Below are 25,174 nucleotides of genomic sequence, written 5' to 3'. Positions count from 1 at the left end.
CAACCCCGCCTTGCCGCTCTCCGCAACCCCGCCTTGCCGCTCTCCGCAACCCCGCCTTGCCGCTCTCCGCAACCCCGCCTTGCCGCTCTCCGCAACCCCGAAGCCTGATTGTGACTACGGCCGGCAGCACCGCGTCAAGGCGGGAAAGCGTGCCTTGACCCGGCGCTGCCGGCCGTGTTCTGGCTTCGGATCGGGGTTGCGGGGGGCCTGGGTTCCGAGGGGGGCGAGTTCGCCGGAGGGTCAAGTTTCTGGGCTGCGGGGGGATGGTTCAGGCTCGAGGGTTGCCTACGCGTCCGCGATGCGGTCCAGCCACTCTGCCAGCAGGATGCGCTCGGCGTTGGTGAGTGCCGTTGCGCCTTCGAGGCCTGCCCGTAGTGCGATTGCTCGCTCCGGCAGGTCTGATCCCTGCGGCTCCGGTGTGCCGGTCAGGATGCGGGCCAATACCGTCTCGCGGGCCGTCTCCGATAGCTCGGGGTCGCGCTCGTCCTCCGGTGTTGCCAGCTGGGTCAGCACCACTCCCATCCCCGCCGCGTGCGTGAGCCTGGCCGCTCGCTCCACGCTCACCCTCAGGCGGCCCGCCGCCGCTACTCGCTCGACGATCGCTCGCAACATTGCCTCCGCTTCGCGAGCCGCCGGTGAGGTGCGGCCCGGGCGGGCGTCTCCGTACATCAGCACGTAGAACTCCGGGCGGGACAGGCCGAACTCGATGTGCAAGTCCCAGCCTCGGCGGAGGTCCTCGACCGGGTTGTCCGTCGAGCCCATTGTGCGCTTGCTCTTCAGGTACTCGTCGAAGCCGTACGCTGCTACCGCGTCGAGCAGGCCGTCCTTGTCGCCGAACAACCGGTACAGCGCCGGTGGCTGGACGCCCGCCGCCGCGCTGACCGCCCGGGTCGACAGACCGTCGCGGCCCTCTGCTGCGAGCAGAGCCGCTGCCGCTTCGAGGATGCGCTCTCGGGTGTCCGCCGCCGTCTTTGTTGCCATGGTTACGATGGTAACAAATTCTCGGTAGCAGTTGTTCGAGGCGAGTGGGGAGCTCACCGCGAGAAGTGGTCGATCGCCACCCGGTGGGTGAGGCGGCGCAGCAGCGGTGCCGCCTCCACCATGCAGCGCGCCGGGTCGGGTTCCAGGTCGGTCAGCGCGTAGGCGGCCGAGATTCCCGCGTTCGCCAGCTGCACCGCCGACAGCCGGCAGCGGCCGGACACCGCCACGCAAGGTACGCCCCTGGCCGCCGCTGCCCGGGCCACTCCGGCCGGGGCCTTGCCGGACAACGTCTGGTCGTCGAGTGATCCCTCGCCCGTGATCACCAGTGTGGCTCCCGTCAGGGCCGCGTCGAAGCCGAGCAGGTCGAGGAGCAGCTCGATGCCGGGCCGCATCCGGGCGCCCAGCAGCGCCATTGCCGCGAAGCCCACTCCCCCGGCCGCTCCGGCGCCCGGGCGGGATGCGAACTCCGGCCCCGCGATCGATGCCCAGTGCCGGAGCGCCTCCTCCAATGCCGCGACGTCGCCGGGGGACGCGCCCTTCTGCGGGCCGTAGACCGCGGCTGCCCCGTGCGGTCCGTACAGCGGATTGTCCACGTCGCTCGCCAGCTCGATGTCCACTTCGGACAGGCGCGGCATCTCCAGCGACGCGAGCCGGGAAAGGGCCGCGCCGCCCGGCGGGAGCTCGCGACCGGCGTCGTCGAGGAGGCGGGCGCCCAGTGCGGTCAGCATTCCCGCGCCGCCGTCCGTGCAGGCGCTGCCGCCGATGCCCAGGACGATCCGGCGGCAGCCGGCCTGGATGGCCGCGGCGAGCACATCGCCGGTTCCCGCGCTGGTCGCGGTGAGCGGTTGCGGTGGCCCGGGCAGCAGGTGCAGCCCGGACGCCTCCGCCAGCTCGACCACCGCGGTGTCCCCGCGGATCGCGTAGGACGCCGTCACCGGCGCCCCCGTCGGCCCGCGCGCCGGGACCCGCACCCGCTCGTACCCGGCGGCGACAGCCGCGTCGATCGTGCCCTCGCCGCCGTCGGCCACCGGCAGCTTGTGCACCACCACCGCCGCCGGGTGGACGTCGGCCAGGCCGGCCGCCACCGCCGACGCCACCTCCGCCGCGGTCAGCGACCCCTTGAACTTGTCCGGCGCGACCAGGACCTTCACGCGCTCGCCTTGAAGGCCCGCCAGTCGCCGATCTCGGTGATGTCCCGCAGGGCCACGTGCGAGGTGTACGGCCGCCGCAGCAGCATGGCGAACGCCGAGCTGCCGTCGGCCAGCTCCACCACGCCCAGCTCCAGCTCGTGGGGTTCGGACGGGAGCACCTTGTCGCGCAAGGCGTCCAGGGAGACGTCGTAGACCTCGCCGGTGACCGACGCGCCGCCGTGCGACACCGGGTACAGCGCCGGGCACTGGTCCCCGACCGCGTAGAACCGGTACTTCGGCGCGGTCTTCGCCGTCGTGACGAACGGCGAACCCGCGAGGAGGTGGTGCAGTGGCTCGCCGCGCATGGCGCCGCCGTTGAAGAACATCAGGGCCACGAGAACTCCTTAGCGGAAGAGGGCTTCGACGCCGTCGACGGCGAAGTACACCGCGAACACCAGCGCCAGCAGGGACAGCAGCCAGCCGGCCTCGCGCCACTTGCCGCGGCCGATCTTGATCAGCACGAACGCGATCAGGCCGGCGCCGACGCCGTTGGTGATCGAGTAGGTGAACGGGATCAGCGCGGCCGTCAAGAACACCGGGATCGTGTAGTCCGGGTCGTGCCACGGGATGTTGCGGCACTGTGCGACCATCATGCCGCCGATGACCACCAGCGCCGGCGCCGCGGCCTGGGCCGGGACCACTCCGGCCAGCGGCGTGAACAGCAGCGTCCCGGCGAACAGCAGACCGGCGACGACGCTCGCCAGCCCGGTCCGCGCGCCCTCGCCGACGCCGGCCGCGGACTCGAGGAACACCGTGTTCGGCGACGAGCCGGTGACGCCGCCCGCGATCGCACCCGCGCCGTCGACCAGCAGGATCCGGCCCATCCGCGGGACCTTGCCGTTCTTCGACAGCCCGGCCTCGTCGGAAACGCTGGTGATCGTGCCCATGGCGTCGAAGAACCCGGACAGCACCAGCGTGAAGAGGAACACCGTGGCCGCCAGCGCCCCCGCCGAGGCGAAGCCGCCGAACAGGTCGATGTGGCCGAAGAGCCCGAAGTCCGGAGCCGCAACGAGTTGGTCCGGCAGCGCCGGGGTGGTGAGGCCCCAGCCGCCGACGCCGAACCCCTCGTGCAGCACGACCGCGAACGCCGTCGCCACGCCGATGCTGATCAGCACCGCGCCCGGGACCTTGCGGGCCATCAGCACGATCATCAGCAGCAGACCGAAGCAGAACACGACGATCGGCCAGCCGTGCAGGTGCCCGCTCGCCCCGAGGCGGACCGGGACCGTGGTCTGCGCCGCGTCCGGCATCCGGGTCACGAACCCGGCGCTGACCAGGCCGACGAGCGCGATGTAGAGCCCGATCCCGACGGTGATCGCCGTCTTGAGCGGCCGCGGGATGGCGTTCATGATCCGCTCGCGGACGCCGCTGACGGCCATCAGCACGATGCACACGCCTTCGAGCACGACCAGCCCGAACGCCTGCGGCCAGGTCATCGACGGCGCCATCTGGAAGGCGACGATGCCGTTGATGCCCAGGCCGGCGGCCAGCGCGAGGGGCGCGTTGCCGACGAGTCCCATGAGGACGGTCATCACGGCGGCGGCGAGCGCGGTCGCCGTGGTCACCTGCGCGGCCGAGAGCCGGGCGCCGGTGATGTCGGCGGAGGCGCCGAGGATGAGCGGGTTGAGCAGCACGATGTAGGCCATCGCGACGAACGTCGTGACGCCGCCGCGGACTTCGCGGCCGATCGTGCTCTGCCGGGCGCGCAGCTCGAAGAGCTTCTCGAGCAGAGAACGGCGTTGCGGAGGTGCTTCGGTTACTACAGGGGCGTCGATCTCGGTCTGGGTCATGCGTCCTGCCCTTGCCGGTGGGTGTGCTCGGCCAGGCCTAGGCACAGCGCCGTGCCTGGGCGAGCGGGACGTTCGATTCGGTTGTGCTCCGGTCAGCTGGCCTTGTGGGTCAGTAAGCGACAGGTCAGTAGTCGGTGCGGTCGCTCTTGTCGAGCCAGGCCGCGAACGGTGCGAATCCGTCCTTTGCGGACAGTCGCGTTACGGGAACGGTCCACGTCTCTCGTGGACGGTCGAAGAGTTCGTAGAAGGCGCGGTCGTCGAAGCCGGCCTTGGCCGCGTCGTCGCGGTCGGCGGCGAACAGGACCTTGTCCACCCGCGCCCACAGCGCCGAGGACAGGCACATCGGGCACGGCTCGCAGCTGGAGACGAGCACACAGCCGTCCAGCTTGAACGTGCCCAGCTCCTGGCAGGCCGCGCGGATCGCGACGACTTCGGCGTGCGCGGTCGGGTCGAGGTTCGCGGTGACGCGGTTGACGCCGGTCGAGACGATCTTGCCGTCCCTGACGATCAGCGCGCCGAACGGCCCGCCGCCGTTCTCGACGTTGCGCGTGGCGATCCGGACGGCTTCGTCCAGCCAGGCCTGCTCGGCAGAAAGGGACGTGGTCATCTCAGACTCCGGTGATGTGTTCGGGGCGGATCGGGACGCGCAGCAGCTCGAGGCCGGTGGCCGCGCGGATGGCGTTGGCGATCGCCGGCGTCGCGGAGATCGTGGGTGGTTCGCCGACGCCGCGGACGCCGTAGGGCGCGTGCGGGTCGGGGCGTTCGAGGACGTCGACGCGCATCGGCGGCATGTCGAGGATGGTCGGGATGAGGTAGTCGGTGAACGACGGGTTCCGCACCTTGCCGTCCTGGACCAGGATCTCCTCCATCACGGCGAGGCCGAGGCCCTGCGCGGAGCCGCCCTGGATCTGGGCGACGACGGCGTCGGGGTTCATCGCCTTGCCGACGTCCTGGGCGCAGTCGAGCTGCACGACCTTGACCAGGCCGAGCTCGAGGTCGACGTCGACCACCGCGCGGTGGGCGGAGAAGCCGTACTGGACGTGGGCGTCGCCCTGGCCGGTCTCGGGGTCGAGCGGGTAGGTCGGGCGGTGGTGGAACTCACGGGTTTCCTCGATCGCCGTGTCGCCGAGCAGTTCGGCCAGGTCGGCGACGACTTCACCGTCCGCCGCGACCACCTTCCCGCCGGTGAGGGTCATTCCTTCGGACGCGATGCCGAGCCGGGCGCAGACCGCCTCGGCGACCGCGCGGCAGGCGTTGCGGACCGCACCGCCGGTGACGTAGGTCTGCCGCGACGCCGAGCTGGAGCCGGCGTCGCCGACGCTCGTGTCGGCCGGGTGCACGCTCACCCGCGTCACGCCCAGCTCGGTGCGGGCGATCTGCTGCTGCAGCGTCACCAGCCCCTGCCCGACCTCGGCGGCGGCGGTGTGGACCATCGCCACCGGCTCGCCGCCGAGCACCTCCAGGCGGACCCGGGCCGTCGAGTAGTCGTCGAGGCCTTCGGCGTAGGAGATGTTCTTGATCGTCACCCCGTAGCCGACTCCCCGGACCACGCCCTCGCCGTGGGTGGTGTTGGACGCGCCGCCCGGGAGCTCCCGGATGTCCCGTGCGCCGGTGGGCTCGGGCGGCAGCGGCAGGTCGCGGACGCGCTGGACCAGTTCGGCGACGGGCGCCGGGAAGTCGACCACCTGGCCGGTGACCACAGTGGACCCTTCGCTGAGGGCGTTGCGGATGCGCAGTTCCGCCGGGTCCATGTCCAAAGCGGCCGCGAGTTTGTCCATTTGGGACTCGTAGGCGTAGGTCGGCTGCACCGCGCCGAGGCCGCGCATCGCGCCGCAGGTCGGGTTGTTGGTGTAGACGCCCCAGCCTTCGATGTGCGCGTTCGGGACGTCGTAGGGACCGACGCTCAGCGTGGTGCCGTTGCCGACCACGACCGGCGTCTTGGACGCGTACGCGCCGCCGTCGAAGTACAGCTTCGCGCGGACGTAGACGAGCTTGCCGTCGCGGGTGGCGCCGTGCTCGTAGTACATCTTCGCCGGGTGGCGGTGGACGTGCCCGAAGAACGACTCCAGGCGGTTGTAGCTCATCTTCACCGGGCGGCCGGTGCGCAGGGCGAGCATGCAGGAGTGGATCTGCATGGACAGGTCCTCGCGGCCGCCGAACGCCCCGCCGACGCCGGACAGCGTCAGCCGCACCTTCTCCAGCGGCAGGCCAAGGGCCTTCGCCGTCTGGCGCTGGTCGACGTGCAGCCACTGGGTGGCCAGGTAGAGGTCGACGCCGCCGTCCTCGGCCGGCACCGCGAGCCCGGACTCCGGCCCGAGGAACGCCTGGTCCTGCATGCCGATCTCGTACACGCCGGACACGACCACGTCCGCGGTGGCAGCCGGATCGCCCTTGACGATCCGCTGGTGGCGCACCAGGTTGCCGCCCGGGTGCAGCTTCGGCAGGGTGTCGTCGTGCGCGGCCCGCTCCGGGTCGGTGATCGGCTCGAGCACGTCGTACTCGACGACGATCTCCTTGAGTGCCTGCCGCGCGATCTCCGGGTGGTCGGCGGCCAGGATCGCGATCGGTTCGCCCTGGTAACGGACCAGGTCCGCGGCCAGCGCCGGGGTGTCCTGGAACTTGAGCCCGTAGACGTTCTCACCGGGGACGTCCTCGTGGGTCAGCACCGCGTGCACACCCGGCTGAGCGAGCGCGCGGGAGACGTCGAGCCGGACGATCCGGGCGTGCGGGTGCGGGCTGCGCAGGGTGGCGCCCCACAGCATGTCCTCGTGCCACAGGTCCGAGGAGTAGGCGAACTCGCCGCGGACCTTGAGCGTGCCGTCCGGCCGCAGCGGGCTCTCGCCGATGCCGCCGGCGATCGTGTCGTGCAGCTCCTGCGGGGAGCGGGCCGGGGCGCTCATCGGACGGCCTTCCTAGCGGCGGCGTCGCGCACAGCGTCCAGGATCTTCTCGTAGCCGGTGCAGCGGCAGAGGTTGCCCGCAAGGGCCTCGCGGATCTCGACATCACTCGGGTCGGGGACGCGCTCGATCAGGTCGTGCGCGGCGACCAGCAGGCCGGGCGTGCAGAAGCCGCACTGGACCGCGCCGCGGTCGACGAACGCCTCCTGCACCGGGTCGAGGGCCTCCCCGTCGGCCAGCCCTTCGACCGTGACGACCTCCCGGCCCTCGGCCTGCCCGGCCGCGACCAGGCACGCACACGCCGGGACGCCGTCGAGGTCGACCGTGCACGAGCCGCATTCGCCCTGCTCACAGGCGTTCTTCGAGCCGGGGAGGCCGAGTCGCTCGCGCAGCACGTAGAGGAGGCTCTCGCCTTCCCAGACGTTGTCCGCCCGGCGGGATTCACCGTTGACGGTGACGTTCACGCGCACTTCGCGCTCCCTTCGCAGTATTCGCCCCAGGCCCAGGTCAGCGTCCTTCTCGCCATGACGCCGAGAGCGTGGCGGCGGTAGGCCGCACTCCCGCGGACGTCGTCGATCGGGGCCGCGGCGGCCGCGACCAAGTCGCCGAAGTGGCGTTTCACGGAGTCGGTCAGCGCCCGGGGCGAGTCCCAGTCCAGCTCGCCGGCCAGGAACTCCTCGGCCGCCAGCGCCCGGCGTGGGGTGGGCGCGGCCGAACCGATGCCGGTGCCGACCCGCTTTTCCGACGGATGCAGGGCCAGCCCGAAGGCGGCGACGGCGATGACCATCGCGTTGCGGGTGCCGATCTTGCTGAACTGCTGCGGCCCGGTGGCCGGAGCCAGCAGCACGCCGGTGATCAATTCGTCCGGCTCGAGGACGTTCCGCTTGACGCCGGTGTAGAAATCCTTCGCCGCGACGACCCGCGTGCCGCGGACCGAGGCGATCTCGACCTCCGCGTCGGCAGCCAGGAGGGCCGGGTGGGAGTCCCCCGCGGGCGAAGCGGCGCCGAGATTGCCGCCCACCGAGCCGCGGTTGCGGATCTGCGGGGAGCCGACGGTCCGCGCGGCCATCGCCAGGCCGGGCAGCTGCGTGCCCAGTTCGGAGATGACGCGGGCGTAGGGCACGGCCGCGCCGATCCGGATCCGGCCGCCGTCGGTGCCGTGCTCGTGCAGCTCGGGCACGCGGCCGAGGTCGAGCAGGGCGTCGGGACGGCGGTGGTCGAAGTTGAGCTCGACCATCACGTCCGTGCCGCCGGCGATCGGGACCGCACCGGGGTTCGCGGCCTTCGCGGCGAGCGCGTCGGCCAGCGAGGCGGGTCGGAGGAATTCCACTGTGGACGTCCTTTCGGGGCTGCTTCGTGAAGAAGTACACACGCTCGGGTGTGGCTCCGACCACGGCAAAACCCCTGAAAGACGGGTGAATTTACGGCTCGCGTTTGTACTTTCCGACAACCGCCGTCGTGCGCGCGCGGAAAGGCCGCCGCACGAGGTCAGGTCTCGTACGGCGGCCGTGGTCACGCGGGGATTACGCGGGCTCGAACTCCTTGACGGCGTCGAGGGCGGCGCCCATGGCGGCGTTGCCCTCGCGTTCGATCATGATCTCGACCAGCACCGGGCGGCTGGTGCGCTCGGCTTCCTTGCGCGCCCATTCCAGGGACGTGCGGATCTCCCCCGGCTCGTGCACGCGGGTGCCGGAGCAGCCGTAGGCCTCCATGATCTTGACGTTGTCCGTGCCGTTCGAGTCGTAGTGGATGTCGACCTCGAAGTTCATGTCGTAGCCGGTCTCGGCCTGGCGGATGAGCCCGAGGTACTCGTTGTTGAGCATGATCAGCACGAACCCGACGTCGTACTGGGCGGCCACCGCCAGCTCCTCGACCAGGAACTGGAACGAGTAGTCCCCGACCACGCCGACGACCTCGGCTTCGGGACGCGCCTTCTTGACCCCGATGGCGGCCGGGATCTCCCAGCCGAGCGGGCCGGCCTGGCCGCACACCTGGTAGTGCCGCGGCTTGTGCACCTGCTGGAACTGGCCCGACCAGATCTGGTAGAGCCCGATCGCGGTGACGAAGTAGGTGTCTTCGCCGAAGGTTTCGTTGATCTCCTTGAACACCCGCGGCGCCTTGATCGGCAGGCTGTCGAAGTCGTCGCGCCGGGGCAGCGCCTGCTTGAGCTCCGCGATCCGGGCGACCCAGTCCCGGCGCGGCGCCACCTCGCGGGCGTCCAGGGCCGCCAGCAGTGCGTCGAGGAATTCACGCGTGTCCGAGACGATCCCGAGGTCGGGGCCGAACACTTTGCCGAGCTGGGTCGGCTCGATGTCGACGTGGATGAACTTCCGGTCGCCGCGGTAGACCGACAGCTCGCCGGTGTGCCGGTCGCCGAACCGCGCACCCAGCGCGAGAACGAGGTCGGCCTCCAGGAAGGCCGCGTTCGCCCAGCGCTGGGACGTCTGGATGCCGGCCATCCCGGCGAACAGCTCGTGGTCCTCGGGGAAGCTGCCCTTGCCCATCAGCGTGACCTGCACCGGGACGTCGAGCCGCTCGGCGGCGGCGCGCAGCTGCTCGCTCGCCTCGCCGAGGACGACCCCGCCACCGGCCAGGATCAGCGGGCGTTCGGCTTGGAGGAGCATCTCGAGGGCCCGCTCGACCCGCGCGGGTGCCGGGGTCACCCGGGTCACCGGCAGCGGCGAGTCGATCGAGGAGTCCCACTCGATGTCCTGCTTCTGGACGTCGATGGGCAGGTCGATGAGCACCGGGCCGGGCCGGCCCGAGCGGGCGATCCGGAACGCCTCGCGGAAGATCCACGGCAGCTGGGCGGCCTCCTTGACCTGCACCGCCCACTTCGTCACCGGCTTGGCGATCTCGACGATGTCGACGGCCTGGAAGGCCTCCTGGTGCAGCTTGGTGGTTGCCGCCTGGCCGGTGATGCAGATCATCGGGATCGAGTCCGCGTGCGCGGTGTAGAGCCCGGTGATCATGTTCGTGCCGGCCGGACCGGACGTGCCGATGGCGACGCCGACGTTGCCGTTCGTCCTCGCCCAGCCGTCGGCCATGTGCGTCGCGCCCTCTTCGTGCCGGACGATCAGGTGCTCGATCGCCCGGCCTTGTAGGGCGTTATACAGCGGGAGGATCGCGGCGCCGGGGCAGCCGAAGACGGTGTCGACGCCTTCGCTTTCCAGGACGTCGACGACCGCCTGCATCGCGGGGATTCTGGGCATGTCACACCTCCGCCGGGACGCGGCCCGACAACTGTTCGACGACCTTGAGCAAGGCCGAATGGTCCAGGGAGCCGTACCCCATGGCGCGGCCGGCGGCGACGAGCTGGGCGACCAGCCCGGTGAGCGGGAGCGCGACGTCGGCCTGCCGGGCGGCGGCCAGCGCGATCCCCATGTCCTTGTGGTGCAGGTCGATCCGGAAGCCGGGCGCGAACCGGCGGTCCACCATGGACTGCCGCTTGAGCTCGAGGATCCGGCTGCCGGCGAGGCCGCCGGCCAGCACGTCGAGGCCCGTGGCAGCGTCCACACCGGACGCTTCGAGCAGCACGATCGCCTCCGCCACGAGACCGTAGATCCCGCCCACGACCAGCTGGTTGGCCGCCTTCACCACCTGACCGGCGCCGTGCGGCCCGACGTGCACGACGGTCTTGCCGACGGCTTCGAGCACCGGCTTGGCGGCCTCGAAGTCCTCTTCGCGACCACCGACCATGATGGACAGCGACGCCTGCTCGGCCCCGGCCTGCCCGCCCGACACCGGCGCGTCGAGCACGCGGATCTTCTTGTCCCGCGCGGCTTCCGCGATCGCGATCGACGTCTCCGGCCGGATGGTGCTCATGTCGATCAGGAGCGCGCCGGGCTCGGCGGTTTCGAGGACGCCACCGGCGGCCAGCACCACCTCCTCGACGTGCGGGTGGTTCGGCAGCATCGTGATCACGACGTCCGCGCCCGCCACCGCGTCGGCGACGCCGGTCGCGGCACGTCCGCCCGCGGCCGCGAGCTTCTCCCCCGCGGCCGGGGTGACGTCGTAGCCGCTGACGTCGTGGCCCGCCGCGACCAGGTGCGCGGCCATCGGCGCACCCATCACGCCCAGTCCGATGAATCCCAGTTTCATGCTCTTCCCCTTCGGGTCTTCGGCAGCCAGCCCAGCGACGTGACGGTGTCGGGTTCCGGGACGTATTCGATCCCGACGAACCCGGTGTAGCCCGCGTTCTGGAGCTTCGCGAGGTACCCGTCGATGTCCAGCTCGCCGGTGCCGGGCTGGTGGCGGCCGGGTGCGTCGGCGATCTGCACGTGCCCGATCCGCGGTGTGTGCACCGTGACCAGGGCGTCCAGGTCGTCTCCGTTGACTGCCAGGTGGTAGAGGTCGGCCAGCAGCCGCACGTTTTCGCGCCCGAGGTCGTCGAGCACGGCCACGGCGTCCGCGGCGGTCTTGAGCGGATAGCGGTCCGCCCCGGAGAGGGGCTCGAGGACCAGCTGCGCGCCGATCCGCGCGGCGGCGTCGGCGGCCTTGTCCAGGTGCACCCGGGCCAGGTCGTCCTGTTTGGCCGGGTCTTCGCCGTCGAGCCGGTTGCCGTAGAGCGCGTTGAAGCTGCGGCACCCGGTGCGTTCGGCGATGCCCAGGGCGACGACCAGGCTGTCGGCGAACTCGGTTTCCCGGCCGATCCACGAGACCAGGCCCCGCTCCCCCGCCGCCATGTCGCCGGCGTAGAAGTTCAGCCCGCGCAGCCGGACCCCGTCGAGGCTGTCGACGAACGCGTCCACGTCTTCGCGGGCGGGCACGGCGGAGCCGAACGGCCACCAGTACTCGACGTCGGTGAACCCGGCGTCCCGCGCGGCGGCCGCGCGGTCGAGGAGCGGGACCTCCTTGAACAGGATCGACAGGTTGGCGACGTACGGCAGGGAGTGCCCCTCTTCAGGCATCGCGACCTCGAATTTCACTTTGCGGAATCTTTCTTTCGCATATCGAGAATAGCTGGTGCGCTGCGTCGCGGTCAACGCCCGGACGACGAAGGCGCCGCGACTCCTCGAGTCACGGCGCCTTCGCGCGAACAGGGTGCCGCTACCGGTTCTGGACGTGCTGCCAGCCGAAGCGGCCCTTGATGCAGAGGTTCCCGTGCGTCACCGAGCTCTCGTGCGGGGACGTCACCTTCACGATCTCGTTGTCCTGGACGTGCAGCGTCAGGGCGCAGCCGACCCCGCAAAACGTGCAGATCGTGGTGGTGGCCGTCTGGCGGGACTCGTCCCAGGTGCCGTCTTCGCGCTTGTCGCACTCGCGCTTGAAACTCAGCGCCCCGGTCGGGCAGACCTCGACGCAGTTGCCGCAGTAGACGCACGCGCTGTCCGGCAGCGGGCTCGAGAACTCCGTCGAGATCCGGGCGTCGAAGCCGCGGCCGGCCACGGTGATCGCGAACGAGTTCTGCCACTGCTCGCCGCACGCGTCGACGCACTTGTAGCAGAGGATGCACTTCCCGTAATCCCGGACGTAAAGCTCGTTGTCCACCAGGACCGGCTGGGCGACCGTCGCCGCGTCCGGACCGAAGCGACCCGGATCGGCGCCGGTTTCCGCCATCCACTCCGCGACGCCCGGAGTGGTCGACAGGTCCGTGGCCGACGCCAGGAGTTCCAGCACCACCTTGCGGCTGGTCCGGGTCCGCTCCGAATCGGTGTGCACCACCATGCCCGGCTCGACCTTGCGCGAGCACGACGGCACCAGCGTCCGTGAGCCCTCGACTTCGACCATGCAGACGCGGCAGGCGTTCGCCGGTTCGAGGGTGTCGCCGTAGCAGAGCGTCGGGATGTCCTTGCCGGCCGCCGTGCACGCGTCGAGGATCGTCGAGCCTTCGGGGACCCGGATCGTCTCACCGTCCACAGTGAACTCGACCAGCCTGCGAGGGATTCCGATGTCCACAGTGGTCACTGCAGCGCTCCCAACCGGTCGATGGCGGATTCGATGGCGTTCCAGGCGGTCTGGCCGAGGCCGCAGATCGACGAGTCCCGCATGACCCCGCCCACTTCCCGCAGCAGCGGTTGCTCCTCCGAACCGGCCGCGAGGACGCGCCGGATCGCCTCCTCCTGGCGCACGGTCCCGATCCGGCACGGGACGCACTGCCCGCACGACTCGTCGCGGAAGAACTCCGCGATCCGCAGCAGGAACCCGCCCAGGTCGGCGAGGTCGTCCAGCACCAGCACGACACCCGAGCCGAGGGTCGTCTTCGCCGCCCTTGCGTCCTCGAACGTGAGCGGCAGGTCCAGCTCGTCCGGCCGGACGAACCCGCCGGCCGCGCCGCCCAGCAGCACCGCCCGCAGCGAGCGGCCCTCGGGCACTCCCCCGGCCAGAGCGAGCAGCTCGCGCAGCGTCGCCCCGAACGGCACTTCGTAGACGCCCGGCCGTTCGACGTTGCCGGACAGGCAGAACAGCTTCGGCCCGGCCGAGGCTTCGGTCCCGATCGAACGGTACGCGGCCGCGCCCTCGGTGAGGATCAGTGGCACGTTGACCAGCGTCTCGACGTTGTTCACCACGGTCGGCTTGCCGAACAGCCCCTGTTCGACCGGGAACGGCGGCTTCGTGCGGGGCTCGCCGCGGAAGCCCTCGATCGAGTTGAAGATCGCGGTCTCCTCGCCGCAGATGTAGGCTCCCGCGCCGCGCCGGATCTCGATGTCGAACGAGAAACCCGCGTGCCCCATGACGTCCACGCCGAGAAACCCGCGCTCGCGGCCGACGTCCAGCGCGTTCCGCAGCAGCCGCAGCGCCCGCGGGTACTCCCCGCGCAGGTAGACGTACCCCTGGCGGGCGCCGATCGCGAACGCGGCGATCGTCATCGCCTCCACCAGGGCGAAGGGGTCGCCTTCGAGCAGCACCCGGTCCTTGAACGTGCCGGGTTCGCTCTCGTCGGCGTTGCACACCAGGTAGTGCGGCCCCGCGGGTTGCGCGGCCGTGGCCGCCCACTTGCGCCCGGTCGGGAACGCGGCCCCGCCACGGCCGAGCAGCCCGGCGTCGGTGACCTCGCGGATCACCGCGGCCTGACCCATGCGGAGGGCGTTGCGCAATGCCGCATAGCCGCCGGTGGCCCGGTAGTCGTCCAAACTGGACGGATCGACGACGCCGACCCGGCGCAGCAGCCGCAATCCTTCCTTTTGGTGGATCACCGGCGGTGCGCCCTCGGCGGCCGCCGGTGCCCGGCCCGCGGCGAGCACGGCCGACGCGCCGGTCGCCGGCGCGAGCAGCTCGGTCGTCGCCGGGTCGCCGGCCTGGAACGTCAGCGCCGCGGGGGCCCGTTCGCAGACGCCGAGGCACGGGCTGCGCAGCCACGTGACCCCGCCGCGCGCCTTCCCCGCGGCGCCGACGTGCTCGGTGAGGACGTCGCACACCGTCTCCGCGCCGGTGATCCGGCAGGCCAGGTCGGTGCACACGTGCACCACCCGCTCCGGGCGCTCATCCAGGGCGAACAGCGAGTAGAAGCTCGCGACGCCGTACGCGTCCGCGGGCGGCACGTGCAGCGTCTCGCAGATGAGGTTCAGCGCGCCCTGGCTGATCCAGCCGACCCGGTCGTTGACCGCGTGCAGGGCGGGGAGCAGCTGGTCACGGCCGCCACCGGCGAACCCGGCGACCGCCTCCCGTTCTTCGTGCGACGCGACGGCGTCCAGCAGTTTGAGGTCCATTTCAGACCTCGGCCGGGAGCTTGTCGACGCGGATGGCCGCGGCTTTGTACTCCGCGGTCCCGGCGATCGGGCAGGTGGCTTCGATGGTGATGACGTTGACGTCGACCTCGTCCGGGAAGTGGAAGGTCATGAACGCCAGCCCGGGCTTCAGCCCCTTGTCCAGCCGGACGGGCGCCACGATCTCGCCGCGCCGCGAAGAGATCCGGACCAGTTCGTCGGGCTCGACGCCGAGGGCGCGTGCGTCTTCGGGACAGAGGTCGAGGGTCTCGCCCTGCCGCAGCGGGGAGGGGAATCCGGCGGACTGGACGCCGGTGTTGTAGGAATCCAGCCGCCGCCCGGTGGTGAGCCGGATCGGGAACTCCTCGGTGAGCAGGTCGACCGGCGGACTGTGCTCGATGACCGTGAACGGCGCCGGGCGCCCGCGCTCGGCCGGGTCCTCGGCCCACAGCCGGGCGTGCAGGAACGTCGGCTCGAGGGTGTCCTCGGAGTAGCACGGCCATTGGATGCCGCCGAGTTCTTCGAGGCGCGCGTAGGACATCCCGGCGTGCATCGGCGACAACGACCGCAGCTCGTCCCAGACCTCCTCGCCGCCGGTGTAGTGCCAGTCGTGGCCGAGCCGGCGGGCCAGCTCCGACAGCAGCTCGATGTCGTCCCGTGCGCCTTCGGGCGGTTCGAGGGCCTTGCGGACGCGCTGGACCCGCCGCTCGGAGTTGGTGAAGGTGCCGTCGCTCTCGCACCAGGCCGCCGTCGCCGGCAGCACGACGTCGGCCAGCTGGGCGGTCTTGGTGAGGAAGATGTCCTGGACGATCAGGTGGTCGACGTTGGCCAGCCGCTTGATCGTGTGCTCGCAGTCCGCTTCGGACTGCACGGGGTTCTCGCCGATGATGTACACGCAGGTCAGGTCGCCGCGTTCCATCGCGTCGAGCATCTGGGTGAGGTTGAGGCCGTGGTGCGGGGGAATCGCCGAGCCCCACGCGGTGTCGAACTTCGCGCGGACGCCGGCGTCGAGGACGTCCTGGAAGCCGGGGAGCCGGTCCGGGATGGCCCCCATGTCGCCGCCCTGGACGTTGTTCTGCCCGCGCAGCGGGTTCAACCCGGCGCCGTAGCGGCCGACCTGCCCGGCCAGCAGCGCCAGGTTGATCAGCGACAGCACGTTGTCGGTGCCGTTGTGCTGCTCGGTGATGCCGAGGGTCCAGGACAGCTGGGCGCGGTCGGCGCGGGCGTAGGTGTGGGCCAGCTCGCGGATCAGCTCGGCCGGGACGCCGGTGGTCTTCTCCGCGACCTCCAGGGTCCACGGCTCGACCGACGCGGCGAACTCGGCGTACCCCTCGGTGGCCCGCTCGACGAAGGTCGTGTTCGCCAGTCCGGAGTGGATGATCTCCCGCGCGATGGCGTGCGCCAACGGGATGTCGGTGCCGACCTCGAGCTGCAGCTGCCGGTGCGCCCAGCTCCCCGTGCTGGTCCGGCGCGGGTCGACCACGAAGAGCTTCGCTCCCTCGTGGACGGCCTTGAGCACGTGGTGGAAGAAGATCGGGTGCGCTTCGCGGGGGTTGCCGCCCCAGATCACGATGACGTCGGCGTCTTCGATCTCCTGGTAGGAGGACGTGCCGCCGCCGCTGCCGAACACCCTCGCCAGGCCGGCGACGCTCGGCGCGTGGCAGGTGCGGTTGCACGAGTCGACGTTGTTCGTGCCGATCACCGCGCGGGTGAACTTCTGGGCGACGAAGTTCATCTCGTTGGTGGCGCGGGCGCACGAGAACATCCCGAACGCCTCGGGCCCCTTTCCGGTCAGGGTGCGGCGGATCCCGGCCGCGGCCCGGTCGAGGGCCTCTTCCCAGGTGGCCGGCCGCAGCACGCCGGAATCGCGCACGAGGGGCCGGGTGAGCCGGACGTACGGCTCGGTGTTCCTGCGCTTCACGGTGACCTCCGGTCAGTGCGACCCGACGGGGACTTTGCTGGTGTGGTCGAGCAGGGAAACGGCGGCGTGGACGTACCGCAGGGCCGGTGCGGCCACGCCGGTGAGGCCGGCCAGCTCGACGACCGCGCCGATGATCGCGTCGATCTCGAGGGGCTTGCCCGCTTCCAGGTCCTGCAGCATCGACGTCTTGTGGTGGCCGACGCGCCAGGCGCCGTCGATGCGCTTCTCGACCGAGATCTCCGGGTCGGCGCCGGCCGCGCGGGCGATGGCCAGTGCCTCGGTCATCATCGTGGCGACGAGCTCGCGGGTGTCCTCGTGCTCGCACATCTGGGCCATCGTCGCCCGGGTCAGCGCCGAGAGCGGGTTGAAGGCGACGTTGCCCATCAGCTTGATCCAGATGTCGTTGCGCAGATCGGGTTCGACCGGTGCCTTGAGCCCGCCGGCGATCATCGCCGCGCTGAGCACCTTGCAGCGCGCGGAGATTTCGCCGTCCGGCTCGCCGAGGGAGAACCGGGTGCCCTCCAGGTGCCGGATCACGCCCGGCTCCTCGATGACGGTCGAGCAGTAGACGACGCAGCCGATCGCGCGCCCCAGCTCGAGCACCGCGGTCACCGAGCCGCCGGGGTCGACGGTCTCGACCCGGCGCCCTTCGAGGGGATGCCCCCGCAGGCCGTGGAAGTACCACCACGGGATGCCGTTCTGCGCGGCCACGATCGCCGTCTCCGGGCCGAGCAGCGGCGTGAGCAGCTCGCCGCACGAAGCGTAGGAGTTGGCCTTCAGGCCGAGGAACACGAAGTCGGCTTCGCCCACCTCGGCGGGGTCGTCCGTGACGTGCGGACGGGCGGTGAAGTCACCGCGGGGGCTCAGCACGCGGACGCCGTGCTCGCGCATCGCCGTGAGGTGGGCCCGGCGGGCGATCAGGTGCACCTCGGTCCCGCCGCGGTGCAGCGCGGCCCCGACGTAGGCGCCGATCGCCCCGGCCCCGAGAACAGCCACCTTCATGAAGTGCCTCCCTGGTCCTGCGCGTGATTGCATACAGTATCCTGGATCCACAATCGAGGCCAGCCTTTGCCTTGCGACCACTCGCGCGGCGCAGCCCAAAGCGACAATTCAGACACAATGGGTCATCTCATGGGTCCGCGACTGATCCACATCGGCCCGAAACCGCCTCAGGCGGGTGAGTTCTGGGATTTTGCATACCAAAACCTGTATCCTGGGGACAGATCACCGCTTCTTCTCCGACTCGAGGTGTCCCGTGAGCCAGCCCGCTTCCCCGCTGCCCGACCGCGGCCCGACCGGCCGCCGCACGGCCAAGGGCTCGCTCAGCTCCACCGCCGCCAAACGCGTCGAGCGGCCCGCGCCGCTGCGCCAGGTCGTCTACGAAGCGCTCGCCGAACTGATCATCAACCGCACCCTCGAGCCCGGGCAGCACCTGGTGGAGGCCGACCTCGCCGAATACCTGGGTGTGAGCAGGCAGCCGGTCCGCGAGGCCCTGCAGCGGCTGCAGAGCGAAGGCTGGGTCGACCTCCGCCCCGCCCAGGGCGCCTTCGTGCACCTGCCCACCGACGAGGAGGCCGACCAGCTGCTGAGCGTCCGCAGCGTGCTGGAGACGCACTCGGCGAAGCTCGCGGCCGAACGGGCGAGCGCCGCCGACGTCTTCCGCCTGCACGAACTGCAGCAGGTCGGGCTCAAGGCCCTCGCCAAAGAGGACACCGAAGGTCTGGTCGCGGCCAACGCCGCCCTCCACGGGTTCATCACCGAACTGTCGGGGAACGCCGTGCTGGCGGAGCTGATCGGCCTGGTCGACCGCCGGGTCCGCTGGTACTACACGCCGATCGCCCGGCCCCGCGGGCGCGACGCGTGGAACGAGCACGAAGAGCTGATCCAGGCCATCGCCGCCCAGGACGCCGGCGCCGCCGAGAAGATCATGGCCAAGCACACCGAACGGACCCGCCAGGCCTACCACGAACGTCCGGAGGCTCCCCGGTCCTGATGACCGCAGGACCGGGGAGCGGTTACCGGATCAGCCGCCCGCAGCGGCGGAAGGCCGCGTCACCAGCTCGGTTTCGGCGAGCTGGTGGCGCGGCCGGCCCGGCTGGCGCAGGAACAGCGTCAGCACCGCCGAAAGCACCGCGATGCACCCGGCCAGGACGTACGCGCCTGTGTAGCCCCACGCACTGATGACCCCCGCGGCGAGCCCGCCACCGCCGACGCCACCGACCAGTTTTGCGCTGTAGACCAGGCCGTAGTTCGACGCGTTGTTGTTCTCGCCGAAGTAGTCCGGCACCAGCGCGGCGAACAGCGGGTAGAACGCCCCGCCGCCGAAGCCGGTCAGGAACGCGAACACCATGAAGAGCACCAGATTGTGCGTGTTCCCGGCGTACAGCACGCCGAACTGGGCGCCGGCGGCGATGAGCAGCACGATCGTCAGCGTCCGGCGCCGGCCGAGCTTGTCCGACGCCCAGCCGACGACCGCGCGGCCGGTGCCGTTGACGATCGCCAGCACGCCGGCCGACGAGGCCGCGACGAACGCGCCGAAGTGGCTTTCCTTGGCGAACGGGACCTGGAAGTTGATGCCGAACAGCGAAACCCCGCCGATGATCACCAGGCACACCCACATCAGCGGGAGCATCCCGGTCCGGATCGCCTCCATCGGCGTGAACTGCCGGACCGCGGGCGGGTTCTTGGCCAGGGTCTGCACGCCGACGTTGCCCTTCGCCCAGGTGAGCGGATCGACCTCCTTCGGCCACCAGCTCTTCGGCGGGTCCTTGAACAGGAAGCCGCAGACGCCGACGACGATCAGCATGTACAGGCCGATGCCGTCCAGCACCCCGGTGACGTTCTCGTGCCCGAGGAACGCGCTGAACAGGTAGATGAACGGCACCGAGCCGTAGGCGAAGCCGCCGTTCACGAACCCGGTGCGTGCGCCGCGCTTCTCCGGGTACCACTTGCCGACCATGTTGATGCAGGTCGCGTACACGAGCCCGGCGCCGGTGCCGCCGAGGACCGAGTAGCCGATGAAGGCCAGCGTGAGGTTCCCGCTGTGCGCGATGGTGAAGTAACCGATGCCGCTGCACACGGCACCGGCCAGCATCGCCGTCTTCGCCGAGACGACGTTGCGCTCTCTGAGCCGGCCCGCCGGGAAGGCGACACCGGCCTGGAACACCGCCCAGATGCTGGCCAGCCAGAACGCGTCCGACAGCGTCCAGCCGTACTTCTCCTCCAGCGTGCCCTCGACGGCGCCCCAGCCGTACTCGAACACGCTGACCGCCATCATCGCGACCCACGGCAGCCAGACCATCCAGCTGCGCGAGCGCCCCATGATGTCGTGCGGGGATTCGCCTACCCGGTAAACTCTTCCGTTGTCGTCAACTATCTCCTGGTACGTGGCTGCGGTCATGAGAGTTCTCCTTCGTCGCCGTTGACTCAGGTTCAGAGCAGGCCAGCGGCCCGCGCCCAGCGGTACTTCGCGCCGAGCACCGCCACGGGCTTCTCGGTCGTGTACGGGTACGCGACGACGCCGCGGTCGTACAAGTAGTCGCTCGCCTCCTCGACTTCGACGTCACCGGACAGGGACGCGACAACAGGCTTGTGGATCCCCTTCGCGCGGTACTCCGCGACCACCTCGGCGACCAGTTCCGCGAACACCATCGGCGGCGTGACGATGGTGTGCCAGTAGCCCAGGATCAGGGCGTGGATGCGGTCGTCCTCGAGGCCGAGGGCGATCGTGTTGCGGTAGGTCGAAGGCGGTTCGCCGCCGGTGATGTCCACCGGGTTGCCGGCCGCGCCGAAGGGCGGGATGAACTGCCGGAACGCCGCGTCCAGGTCAGGCGGGATCGCCATCAGGTCGAGCCCGTTGTCGACGCAGGCGTCCGAGAGCAGCACGCCCGAGCCGCCCGCGCCGGTGATGATGACGACGTTCTCGCCCTGCGGCGTCGGCAGCAGCGGGATGCCGCGGGCGTATTCGAGCATGTCGTTCAGCCCGGGCGCCCGGATCACCCCGCTCTGGCGCAGGATGTCGTCGTAGACCTTGTCGTTGCCGGCGAGCGCACCGGTGTGCGAGCTCGCCGCCCTGGCGCCCTGGGACGTCCGGCCGGCCTTGAGCACCACGACCGGCTTCCGCTGCGACACCCGCTTGGCCGTCTCCGCGAACGCCCGGCCGTCCTTGAGGTCCTCGAGGTGCATCGCGATGAGCTCGGTGTTGTCGTCCTGCTCGCAGAAGGTGAGCAGGTCGTCTTCGTCGAGGTCGGCCTTGTTGCCGACGCCGACGATCGAGGAGACGCCCATCTTCGCCGACCGGCTGAAGCCGAGGATCGCCATCCCGATGCCGCCGCTCTGCGAGGACAGGGCGACACCGCCCTTGACGTCATACGGTGTACAGAATGTCGCCGACAGGTTTTCCGGCGTGTAGTAGTAGCCGTAGATGTTCGGCCCGAGGATGCGGACGCCGTGCTTGCGGGCGATCGCGACGACCTCGTCCTGCAGGGCGATGTTGCCGGTCTCGCCGAAGCCGGACGGGATGAGGATCGCGCCGGCCACGCCCTTCTCGCCGGCTTCCTCGAGCGCCGCGGGGACGAACTTCGCCGGGATGGCGAACACCGCGACGTCGACGTCGCCCGGCACGTCGGTGATGCTCGCGTAGGCCTTGCGGTCGAGGATCTCGGCGGCCTTGGGGTTGATCGGGTGGATTTCCCCCGCGTACCCGCCGTTGACCAGGTTCTTCAGCACCGAGTTGCCGATCTTCCCGGCTTCGGCCGACGCGCCGATGACGGCCACCGAGGCCGGTTTCATGATCCGGTTCATGGAGGCGAGGATCTCCTCCTGGGTGAACCGGTGCGGCTCCTTGGCCGCGTCCGGGTCGACCAGGATCCGGACGTCGACCGCGGTGGCCCCGCTCGCCGTGGCGAGCACCGGGTTGAGGTCCACCTCGGACAGCTGCGGGAAGTCGGCCACCAGCTGCCCGAGCCCGGTGATCACCGCGGCGAGCGCGGCACGGTCGACGGGAGCCGAGCCGCGGACTCCGCGCAGGATTTCGGCCGACTGGATACCGTCGATCATCGACAGCGCTTCCGCCGTGCTCGTCGGCGCGAGCCGGAACGTGACGTCCTTGAGCACCTCGACCAGGATGCCGCCGAGGCCGAACGCGACGATCTTGCCGAACGTCGGGTCGGTGACCGAGCCGATGATCACCTCGTGGCCCTCGGTGAGCATCCGCTGCACCTGGACGCCGAGGATCCGCGCGTCGGCGTCATATGCCTTCGCGTTCTCGACGATCTTCTCGAAGCCCGCCTTCACCGCTTCGGTGTCCTTCAGCCCGACGAGCACCCCGCCGGCCTCGGTCTTGTGCAGGATGTCGGGCGAGACGATCTTGAGCACCACCGGCAGCCCGATGTCTCCGGCGTGGGCCACGGCCTCTTCGGCCGTCGCGGCCAGCCGCTCGGCCGGCGTCGGGATACCGTAGGCCTCGCAGACCGCACGCCCCTCGGGCGCGGTCAGCGACGACCGGCCTTCGGCCGCCGCCTGGGCGAGGATCTTCTCGACCGTCGCGCGATCCGGCACGTCAGATCACCCCCGCCGCGCGGAACTTGTCGAGGTCCGCCTCACCGTAGCCGAGTTCGGCCAGCACCTCGTCGTTGTGTTCGCCGAGCAGCGGCGGCCGTTCGATCTCCACCGGCGAGTCGGACAGCTTGAGCGGGCAGCCGACGGTCTTGAAGGTGCCACGCTCGGGGTGCGGGACCTCGACGACCGAGCCGAGCTCGGCGAGAGTCTCGTCCTCGATCAATTCCTTCGTGGACAGGATCGGTCCACAAGGGATGTTGCAGGCGTTCAGCTTCTCCATCACTTCCCACTTCGTGTGCTTCTCGGTCCACTCCTCGACGAGCGCGAACATCTTGTCCAGTTTGGACAGCCGGACCTCGGGGGTGGCCCACGCCGGGTCGTCGGCCAGCTCCGCTCTGCCGATCAACCGGGCGAGCGGCGCCCAGCCGGGCGGCTGGACGATCACGTAGATGTAGTCGTTCGGCCCGCCGGGCGCGCACCTGACCGCCCAGCCGGGCTGGCCACCGCCGGAGGCGTTGCCCGAGCGCGGGACTTCGTCGCCGAACTGGTCGTTCGGGTACTCCCCCAGCGGGCCGTGGGCCAGCCGCTGCTGGTCACGCAGCTTGACCCGGCACAGGTTGAGCACGGCGTCCTGCATGGCGACCTGGACGCGCTGGCCGCGGCCCGTCGAAGTCCGCTGGTAGAGCGCGGCGAGAATCGCGGCCACCAGGTGGATGCCGGTGCCGGAGTCGCCGATCTGCGCGCCGGTCGCGGTCGGCGGCCCGTCCTCGAACCCGGTGGTGCTCATCGCGCCGCCCATGGCCTGCGCGACCACTTCGTACGCCTTGAAGTCGGCGTAGCGGCCGGGGCCGAACCCTTTGATCGAGGCGTAGACCAGCCTCGGGTTGAGGGCGGCCAGCTTTTCCCACGGGTAGCCGAACCGGTCGACGACCCCGGGGCCGAAGTTCTCCACCAGGATGTCCACTCCGGACACGAGCTTCTCGAAGATTTCCTTGCCCCCGTCGCTCTTCATGTTGAGCGTGATGCTGCGCTTGTTGGCGTTCAGCATCGTGAAGTAGAGACTGTCGACCCCGGGCAGGTCGCGCAGCTGCCCGCGGGTGATGTCGCCGCGGCCGGGGGTTTCCAGCTTGATCACGTCCGCGCCGAGCCAGGCGAGCAGCTGCGTCGACGACGGACCGGACTGCACGTGCGTCATGTCGAGGACGCGGACGCCCTCCAGTGCCTTACCCATGGGGCCTCCGCTCACTTGTACATGGTCTGGTTCATGGTTCCGGGGGCGTAGACGTCGGGATCGACCCAGACGTTGATCAGCGACGGCTTGCCGGACTCCCGGGCCCGCAGCAGCGCCGGCCCGATGTCGGCCGGATCGCGGACCTCCTCGCCGTGGCCGCCGAGCATCCGCGCGAACTCGTCGTAGCGGACGTCGCCGAGGGTGTTGCCGACACGCTCACGCGGCAGGCCGTACTTCGAGGCCTGGCCGTAGCGGATCTGGTTCATCGAGGAGTTGTTGCCGACGATCCCGACGAACGGCAGGTCGAACCGGACGAGTGTCTCGAAGTCCCAGCCGGTGAGGCTGAAGGCGCCGTCGCCGAAGAGGGCGACGACGTCGGCGTCCGGGCGGGCGTGCTTGGCGGCCAGGACGAACGGGATGCCGACGCCGAGTGTCCCGAGTGGACCGGGGTCCATCCAGTGGCCGGGCGACTTCGGCTGGACGACCTGGCCGGAGAAGGTGACGATGTCACCACCGTCGCCGATGTAGATCGAGTCCTCGGTGAGGAACTCGTTGATCTCGTGGACCAGCCGGTACGGGTGGATCGGGCGCGCGTCGGAGTGCTGCAGCGGCAGCCGCTTCTGCTTTGCCTTTTCTTCCACGGCCTGGAGTTCTTCGAGCCAGGCCTTGCGGCCGACGGCGCCGTTGTCGGTGCGGCCGGAAGCGGCCTCGGCGACGGCGGCGAGGACCTGGCCGGCGTCGCCGACGATGCCGAGGTCGATGTCGCGGTTCTTGCCGACCGTGCGGTAGTCGAGGTCGATCTGGACGACGGCGGCGTCCTTCGACAGCCGCTTGCCGTAGCCCATCCGGAAGTCGAACGGGGTGCCGACGATGACGATGACGTCGGCGTTGTCGAAGGCGTACCGGCGCGAAAGCTGGAAGTGGTGCGGGTCGCCCGGCGGCAGCGTGCCGCGGCCGGCGCCGTTCATGTACGCCGGGATGTTCAGCGTCCGGACGAGCTCGGTCGCCGGGCCGGTCGCCCGGGTGGTCCAGACCTGGCTGCCGAGCAGGATGGCCGGCTTCTTGGCGTGGACGAGCAGGTCGGCAAGCTTCTCGACGTCCGCGGGGTCACCCGCGTTCTTCGTCGACGCCCGGTAGCGGCCGGCTTCGGGGATGCGTGCCTGCTCCAGCGGGACCCGCGCGTCCAGGACGTCACGCGGGATCTCCAGGAAGGACGGTCCCGGCGCGCCGGCGTAGGCCTCGCGGAAGGCCATGCTCACGAGGTCGGCCACGCGGGCGGTGTGCGGCACGGTGGCGGCGAACTTGGTGATCGGCGTCATCATGTCCACGTGCGGGAGGTCCTGCAGGGACCCCATCTTGTGCTGGGTCAGCGCGCCCTGGCCGCCGATCAGCAGCATCGGGCTCTCGGCGCGCAGCGCGTTCGCGATCCCGGTGACGGCGTCGGTGGTACCCGGCCCGGCGGTGACCACCGCGCAGCCGGGCTTGCCGGTGATCCGCGCGTAGCCGTCGGCCGCGTGCGCCGCGACCTGTTCGTGGCGGACGTCGATGACCTCGATGCCTTCGTCGACGCAGCCGTCGTAGATGTCGATGATGTGGCCGCCGCACAGGGTGAAGATCGTGTCGACCCCCTCGGCCTTCAGCGCCTTGGCCACCAGGTGGCCGCCGGATATGCCGGCGGGCGGGGGCTCGGCGCCGTTCGTCGCTGCGGCACTCTCCCCCGCGGTGGTGCCGGTCGTGGTCAGCGCCATGGCTCAACTCCTCTGCTCCGCCGCCGGATCTCTCTTGTCCGGCGGTGCGTGCCGCCTTCTCCGAGGTCAGCGACCCCTTCGCGGCAGACTGTAGATTGCATACCGTATGGGGTAGGCATATAGTCACTCTTCACGCAGCCTCTGTCCAGGGCCATCCGCAGGGTTTTTCCGGACTCGGAACCGGCCCCCGCGGACCACCGCTCCACGCCCT

At 70.5% G+C, this 25,174-nt stretch carries 20 protein-coding genes; 1 reads left to right on the top strand and 19 read right to left on the bottom strand.

What is annotated here, in order from left to right; all coding sequences use genetic code 11:
- Positions 1-285: 285 nt before the first annotated feature.
- From ISP_RS23970 to ISP_RS23900, 15 genes are all read right to left on the bottom strand, one after another.
- Complete coding sequence (locus ISP_RS23970) at positions 286-981, bottom strand: TetR/AcrR family transcriptional regulator (RefSeq protein ID WP_013226429.1); 696 nt, start codon at positions 979-981, stop codon at positions 286-288.
- A 53-nt stretch (positions 982-1,034) separates the two neighbouring features.
- Positions 1,035-2,132, bottom strand: coding sequence for a glycerate kinase (locus ISP_RS23965; protein ID WP_013226428.1), 1,098 nt, complete (start codon positions 2,130-2,132; stop codon positions 1,035-1,037).
- Entirely contained in the window at positions 2,129-2,506 is a 378-nt protein-coding gene (locus ISP_RS23960) for an allophanate hydrolase-related protein (protein WP_013226427.1), read from the bottom strand. The genes ISP_RS23965 and ISP_RS23960 overlap by 4 nt, the downstream gene beginning before the upstream one ends.
- Positions 2,507-2,515: 9 nt before the next feature.
- Positions 2,516-3,961: an NCS2 family permease gene (locus ISP_RS23955; RefSeq protein WP_013226426.1), complete on the bottom strand. Its 1,446-nt coding sequence runs from the start codon at positions 3,959-3,961 to the stop codon at positions 2,516-2,518.
- Between the two features lie 124 nt (positions 3,962-4,085).
- On the bottom strand, positions 4,086-4,568 hold the full coding sequence (locus ISP_RS23950; protein ID WP_013226425.1) for a nucleoside deaminase: 483 nt from the start codon (positions 4,566-4,568) through the stop codon (positions 4,086-4,088).
- Position 4,569: 1 nt separating this feature from the next.
- Positions 4,570-6,861: a xanthine dehydrogenase subunit D gene (gene pucD / locus ISP_RS23945; RefSeq protein ID WP_013226424.1), complete on the bottom strand. Its 2,292-nt coding sequence runs from the start codon at positions 6,859-6,861 to the stop codon at positions 4,570-4,572.
- Positions 6,858-7,328, bottom strand: coding sequence for a (2Fe-2S)-binding protein (locus ISP_RS23940; protein WP_013226423.1), 471 nt, complete (start codon positions 7,326-7,328; stop codon positions 6,858-6,860). The genes pucD and ISP_RS23940 overlap by 4 nt, the downstream gene beginning before the upstream one ends.
- Positions 7,319-8,188 carry an FAD binding domain-containing protein gene (locus ISP_RS23935; protein ID WP_013226422.1) on the bottom strand — a complete coding sequence of 290 codons (870 nt, stop codon included), beginning with the start codon at positions 8,186-8,188 and terminating at the stop codon, positions 7,319-7,321. Before ISP_RS23935 ends, ISP_RS23940 begins: the two co-directional genes overlap by 10 nt.
- Before the next feature lie 193 nt (positions 8,189-8,381).
- Positions 8,382-10,070: a glyoxylate carboligase gene (gene gcl / locus ISP_RS23930; RefSeq protein ID WP_071831469.1), complete on the bottom strand. Its 1,689-nt coding sequence runs from the start codon at positions 10,068-10,070 to the stop codon at positions 8,382-8,384.
- A gap of 1 nt (position 10,071) precedes the next feature.
- Entirely contained in the window at positions 10,072-10,959 is an 888-nt protein-coding gene (locus ISP_RS23925; protein WP_013226420.1) for a 2-hydroxy-3-oxopropionate reductase, read from the bottom strand.
- Positions 10,956-11,768: a hydroxypyruvate isomerase family protein gene (locus tag ISP_RS23920; RefSeq protein WP_176742090.1), complete on the bottom strand. Its 813-nt coding sequence runs from the start codon at positions 11,766-11,768 to the stop codon at positions 10,956-10,958. Before ISP_RS23920 ends, ISP_RS23925 begins: the two co-directional genes overlap by 4 nt.
- Before the next feature lie 139 nt (positions 11,769-11,907).
- A complete protein-coding gene (locus ISP_RS23915) occupies positions 11,908-12,765 on the bottom strand; it encodes a 2Fe-2S iron-sulfur cluster-binding protein (RefSeq protein WP_013226418.1) in 858 nt (285 codons plus the stop codon).
- Positions 12,762-14,507 carry an NAD(P)H-dependent oxidoreductase subunit E gene (locus tag ISP_RS23910; RefSeq protein ID WP_013226417.1) on the bottom strand — a complete coding sequence of 582 codons (1,746 nt, stop codon included), beginning with the start codon at positions 14,505-14,507 and terminating at the stop codon, positions 12,762-12,764. Before ISP_RS23910 ends, ISP_RS23915 begins: the two co-directional genes overlap by 4 nt.
- A 1-nt stretch (position 14,508) precedes the next feature.
- Complete coding sequence (locus ISP_RS23905) at positions 14,509-16,425, bottom strand: molybdopterin oxidoreductase family protein (RefSeq protein WP_013226416.1); 1,917 nt, start codon at positions 16,423-16,425, stop codon at positions 14,509-14,511.
- A 12-nt stretch (positions 16,426-16,437) separates the two neighbouring features.
- Positions 16,438-17,427: a 2-dehydropantoate 2-reductase gene (locus tag ISP_RS23900; protein ID WP_013226415.1), complete on the bottom strand. Its 990-nt coding sequence runs from the start codon at positions 17,425-17,427 to the stop codon at positions 16,438-16,440.
- A 253-nt stretch (positions 17,428-17,680) separates the two neighbouring features.
- Between ISP_RS23900 and ISP_RS23895 the strand changes: the two genes are divergently transcribed.
- Entirely contained in the window at positions 17,681-18,418 is a 738-nt protein-coding gene (locus ISP_RS23895; protein ID WP_013226414.1) for a GntR family transcriptional regulator, read from the top strand.
- Between the two features lie 30 nt (positions 18,419-18,448).
- Here ISP_RS23895 and ISP_RS23890 read toward each other — a convergent pair whose 3' ends face one another.
- The 4 genes from ISP_RS23890 to ISP_RS23875 are packed head-to-tail and all read right to left on the bottom strand — an operon-like array spanning position 18,449 to position 24,963.
- Positions 18,449-19,825, bottom strand: a complete 1,377-nt coding sequence (locus ISP_RS23890; RefSeq protein WP_013226413.1) for an OFA family MFS transporter — start codon at positions 19,823-19,825, stop codon at positions 18,449-18,451.
- Between the two features lie 32 nt (positions 19,826-19,857).
- Positions 19,858-21,984 (bottom strand): acetate--CoA ligase family protein, encoded by a 2,127-nt coding sequence (locus ISP_RS23885; RefSeq protein ID WP_013226412.1) that lies wholly within the window; start codon positions 21,982-21,984, stop codon positions 19,858-19,860.
- A 1-nt stretch (position 21,985) separates the two neighbouring features.
- Entirely contained in the window at positions 21,986-23,215 is a 1,230-nt protein-coding gene (frc, locus tag ISP_RS23880) for a formyl-CoA transferase (protein WP_013226411.1), read from the bottom strand.
- Positions 23,216-23,226: 11 nt separating this feature from the next.
- Positions 23,227-24,963 (bottom strand): thiamine pyrophosphate-binding protein, encoded by a 1,737-nt coding sequence (locus ISP_RS23875; protein WP_013226410.1) that lies wholly within the window; start codon positions 24,961-24,963, stop codon positions 23,227-23,229.
- Positions 24,964-25,174 lie beyond the last annotated feature (211 nt).

Origin of the sequence: Amycolatopsis mediterranei, assembly GCF_026017845.1 — a bacterium.
Taxonomy (GTDB): Bacteria; Actinomycetota; Actinomycetes; order Mycobacteriales; family Pseudonocardiaceae; genus Amycolatopsis; species Amycolatopsis mediterranei.
Note: the sequence above shows the minus strand (reverse complement) of the source record. Positions and strands in the feature narration are given on the sequence as shown.

Coding starts and splice junctions, on each gene's coding strand:
- ISP_RS23875 (WP_013226410.1), bottom strand. CDS start 24,963: ATGGCGCTGACCACGACCGGCACCACCGCGGGGGAGAGTGCCGCAGCG.
- ISP_RS23910 (WP_013226417.1), bottom strand. CDS start 14,507: ATGGACCTCAAACTGCTGGACGCCGTCGCGTCGCACGAAGAACGGGAG.
- ISP_RS23950 (WP_013226425.1), bottom strand. CDS start 4,568: ATGACCACGTCCCTTTCTGCCGAGCAGGCCTGGCTGGACGAAGCCGTC.
- pucD (WP_013226424.1), bottom strand. CDS start 6,861: ATGAGCGCCCCGGCCCGCTCCCCGCAGGAGCTGCACGACACGATCGCC.
- ISP_RS23890 (WP_013226413.1), bottom strand. CDS start 19,825: ATGACCGCAGCCACGTACCAGGAGATAGTTGACGACAACGGAAGAGTT.
- ISP_RS23925 (WP_013226420.1), bottom strand. CDS start 10,959: ATGAAACTGGGATTCATCGGACTGGGCGTGATGGGTGCGCCGATGGCC.
- ISP_RS23920 (WP_176742090.1), bottom strand. CDS start 11,768: ATGCCTGAAGAGGGGCACTCCCTGCCGTACGTCGCCAACCTGTCGATC.
- gcl (WP_071831469.1), bottom strand. CDS start 10,070: ATGCCCAGAATCCCCGCGATGCAGGCGGTCGTCGACGTCCTGGAAAGC.
- ISP_RS23970 (WP_013226429.1), bottom strand. CDS start 981: ATGGCAACAAAGACGGCGGCGGACACCCGAGAGCGCATCCTCGAAGCG.
- ISP_RS23900 (WP_013226415.1), bottom strand. CDS start 17,427: ATGAAGGTGGCTGTTCTCGGGGCCGGGGCGATCGGCGCCTACGTCGGG.
- frc (WP_013226411.1), bottom strand. CDS start 23,215: ATGGGTAAGGCACTGGAGGGCGTCCGCGTCCTCGACATGACGCACGTG.
- ISP_RS23955 (WP_013226426.1), bottom strand. CDS start 3,961: ATGACCCAGACCGAGATCGACGCCCCTGTAGTAACCGAAGCACCTCCG.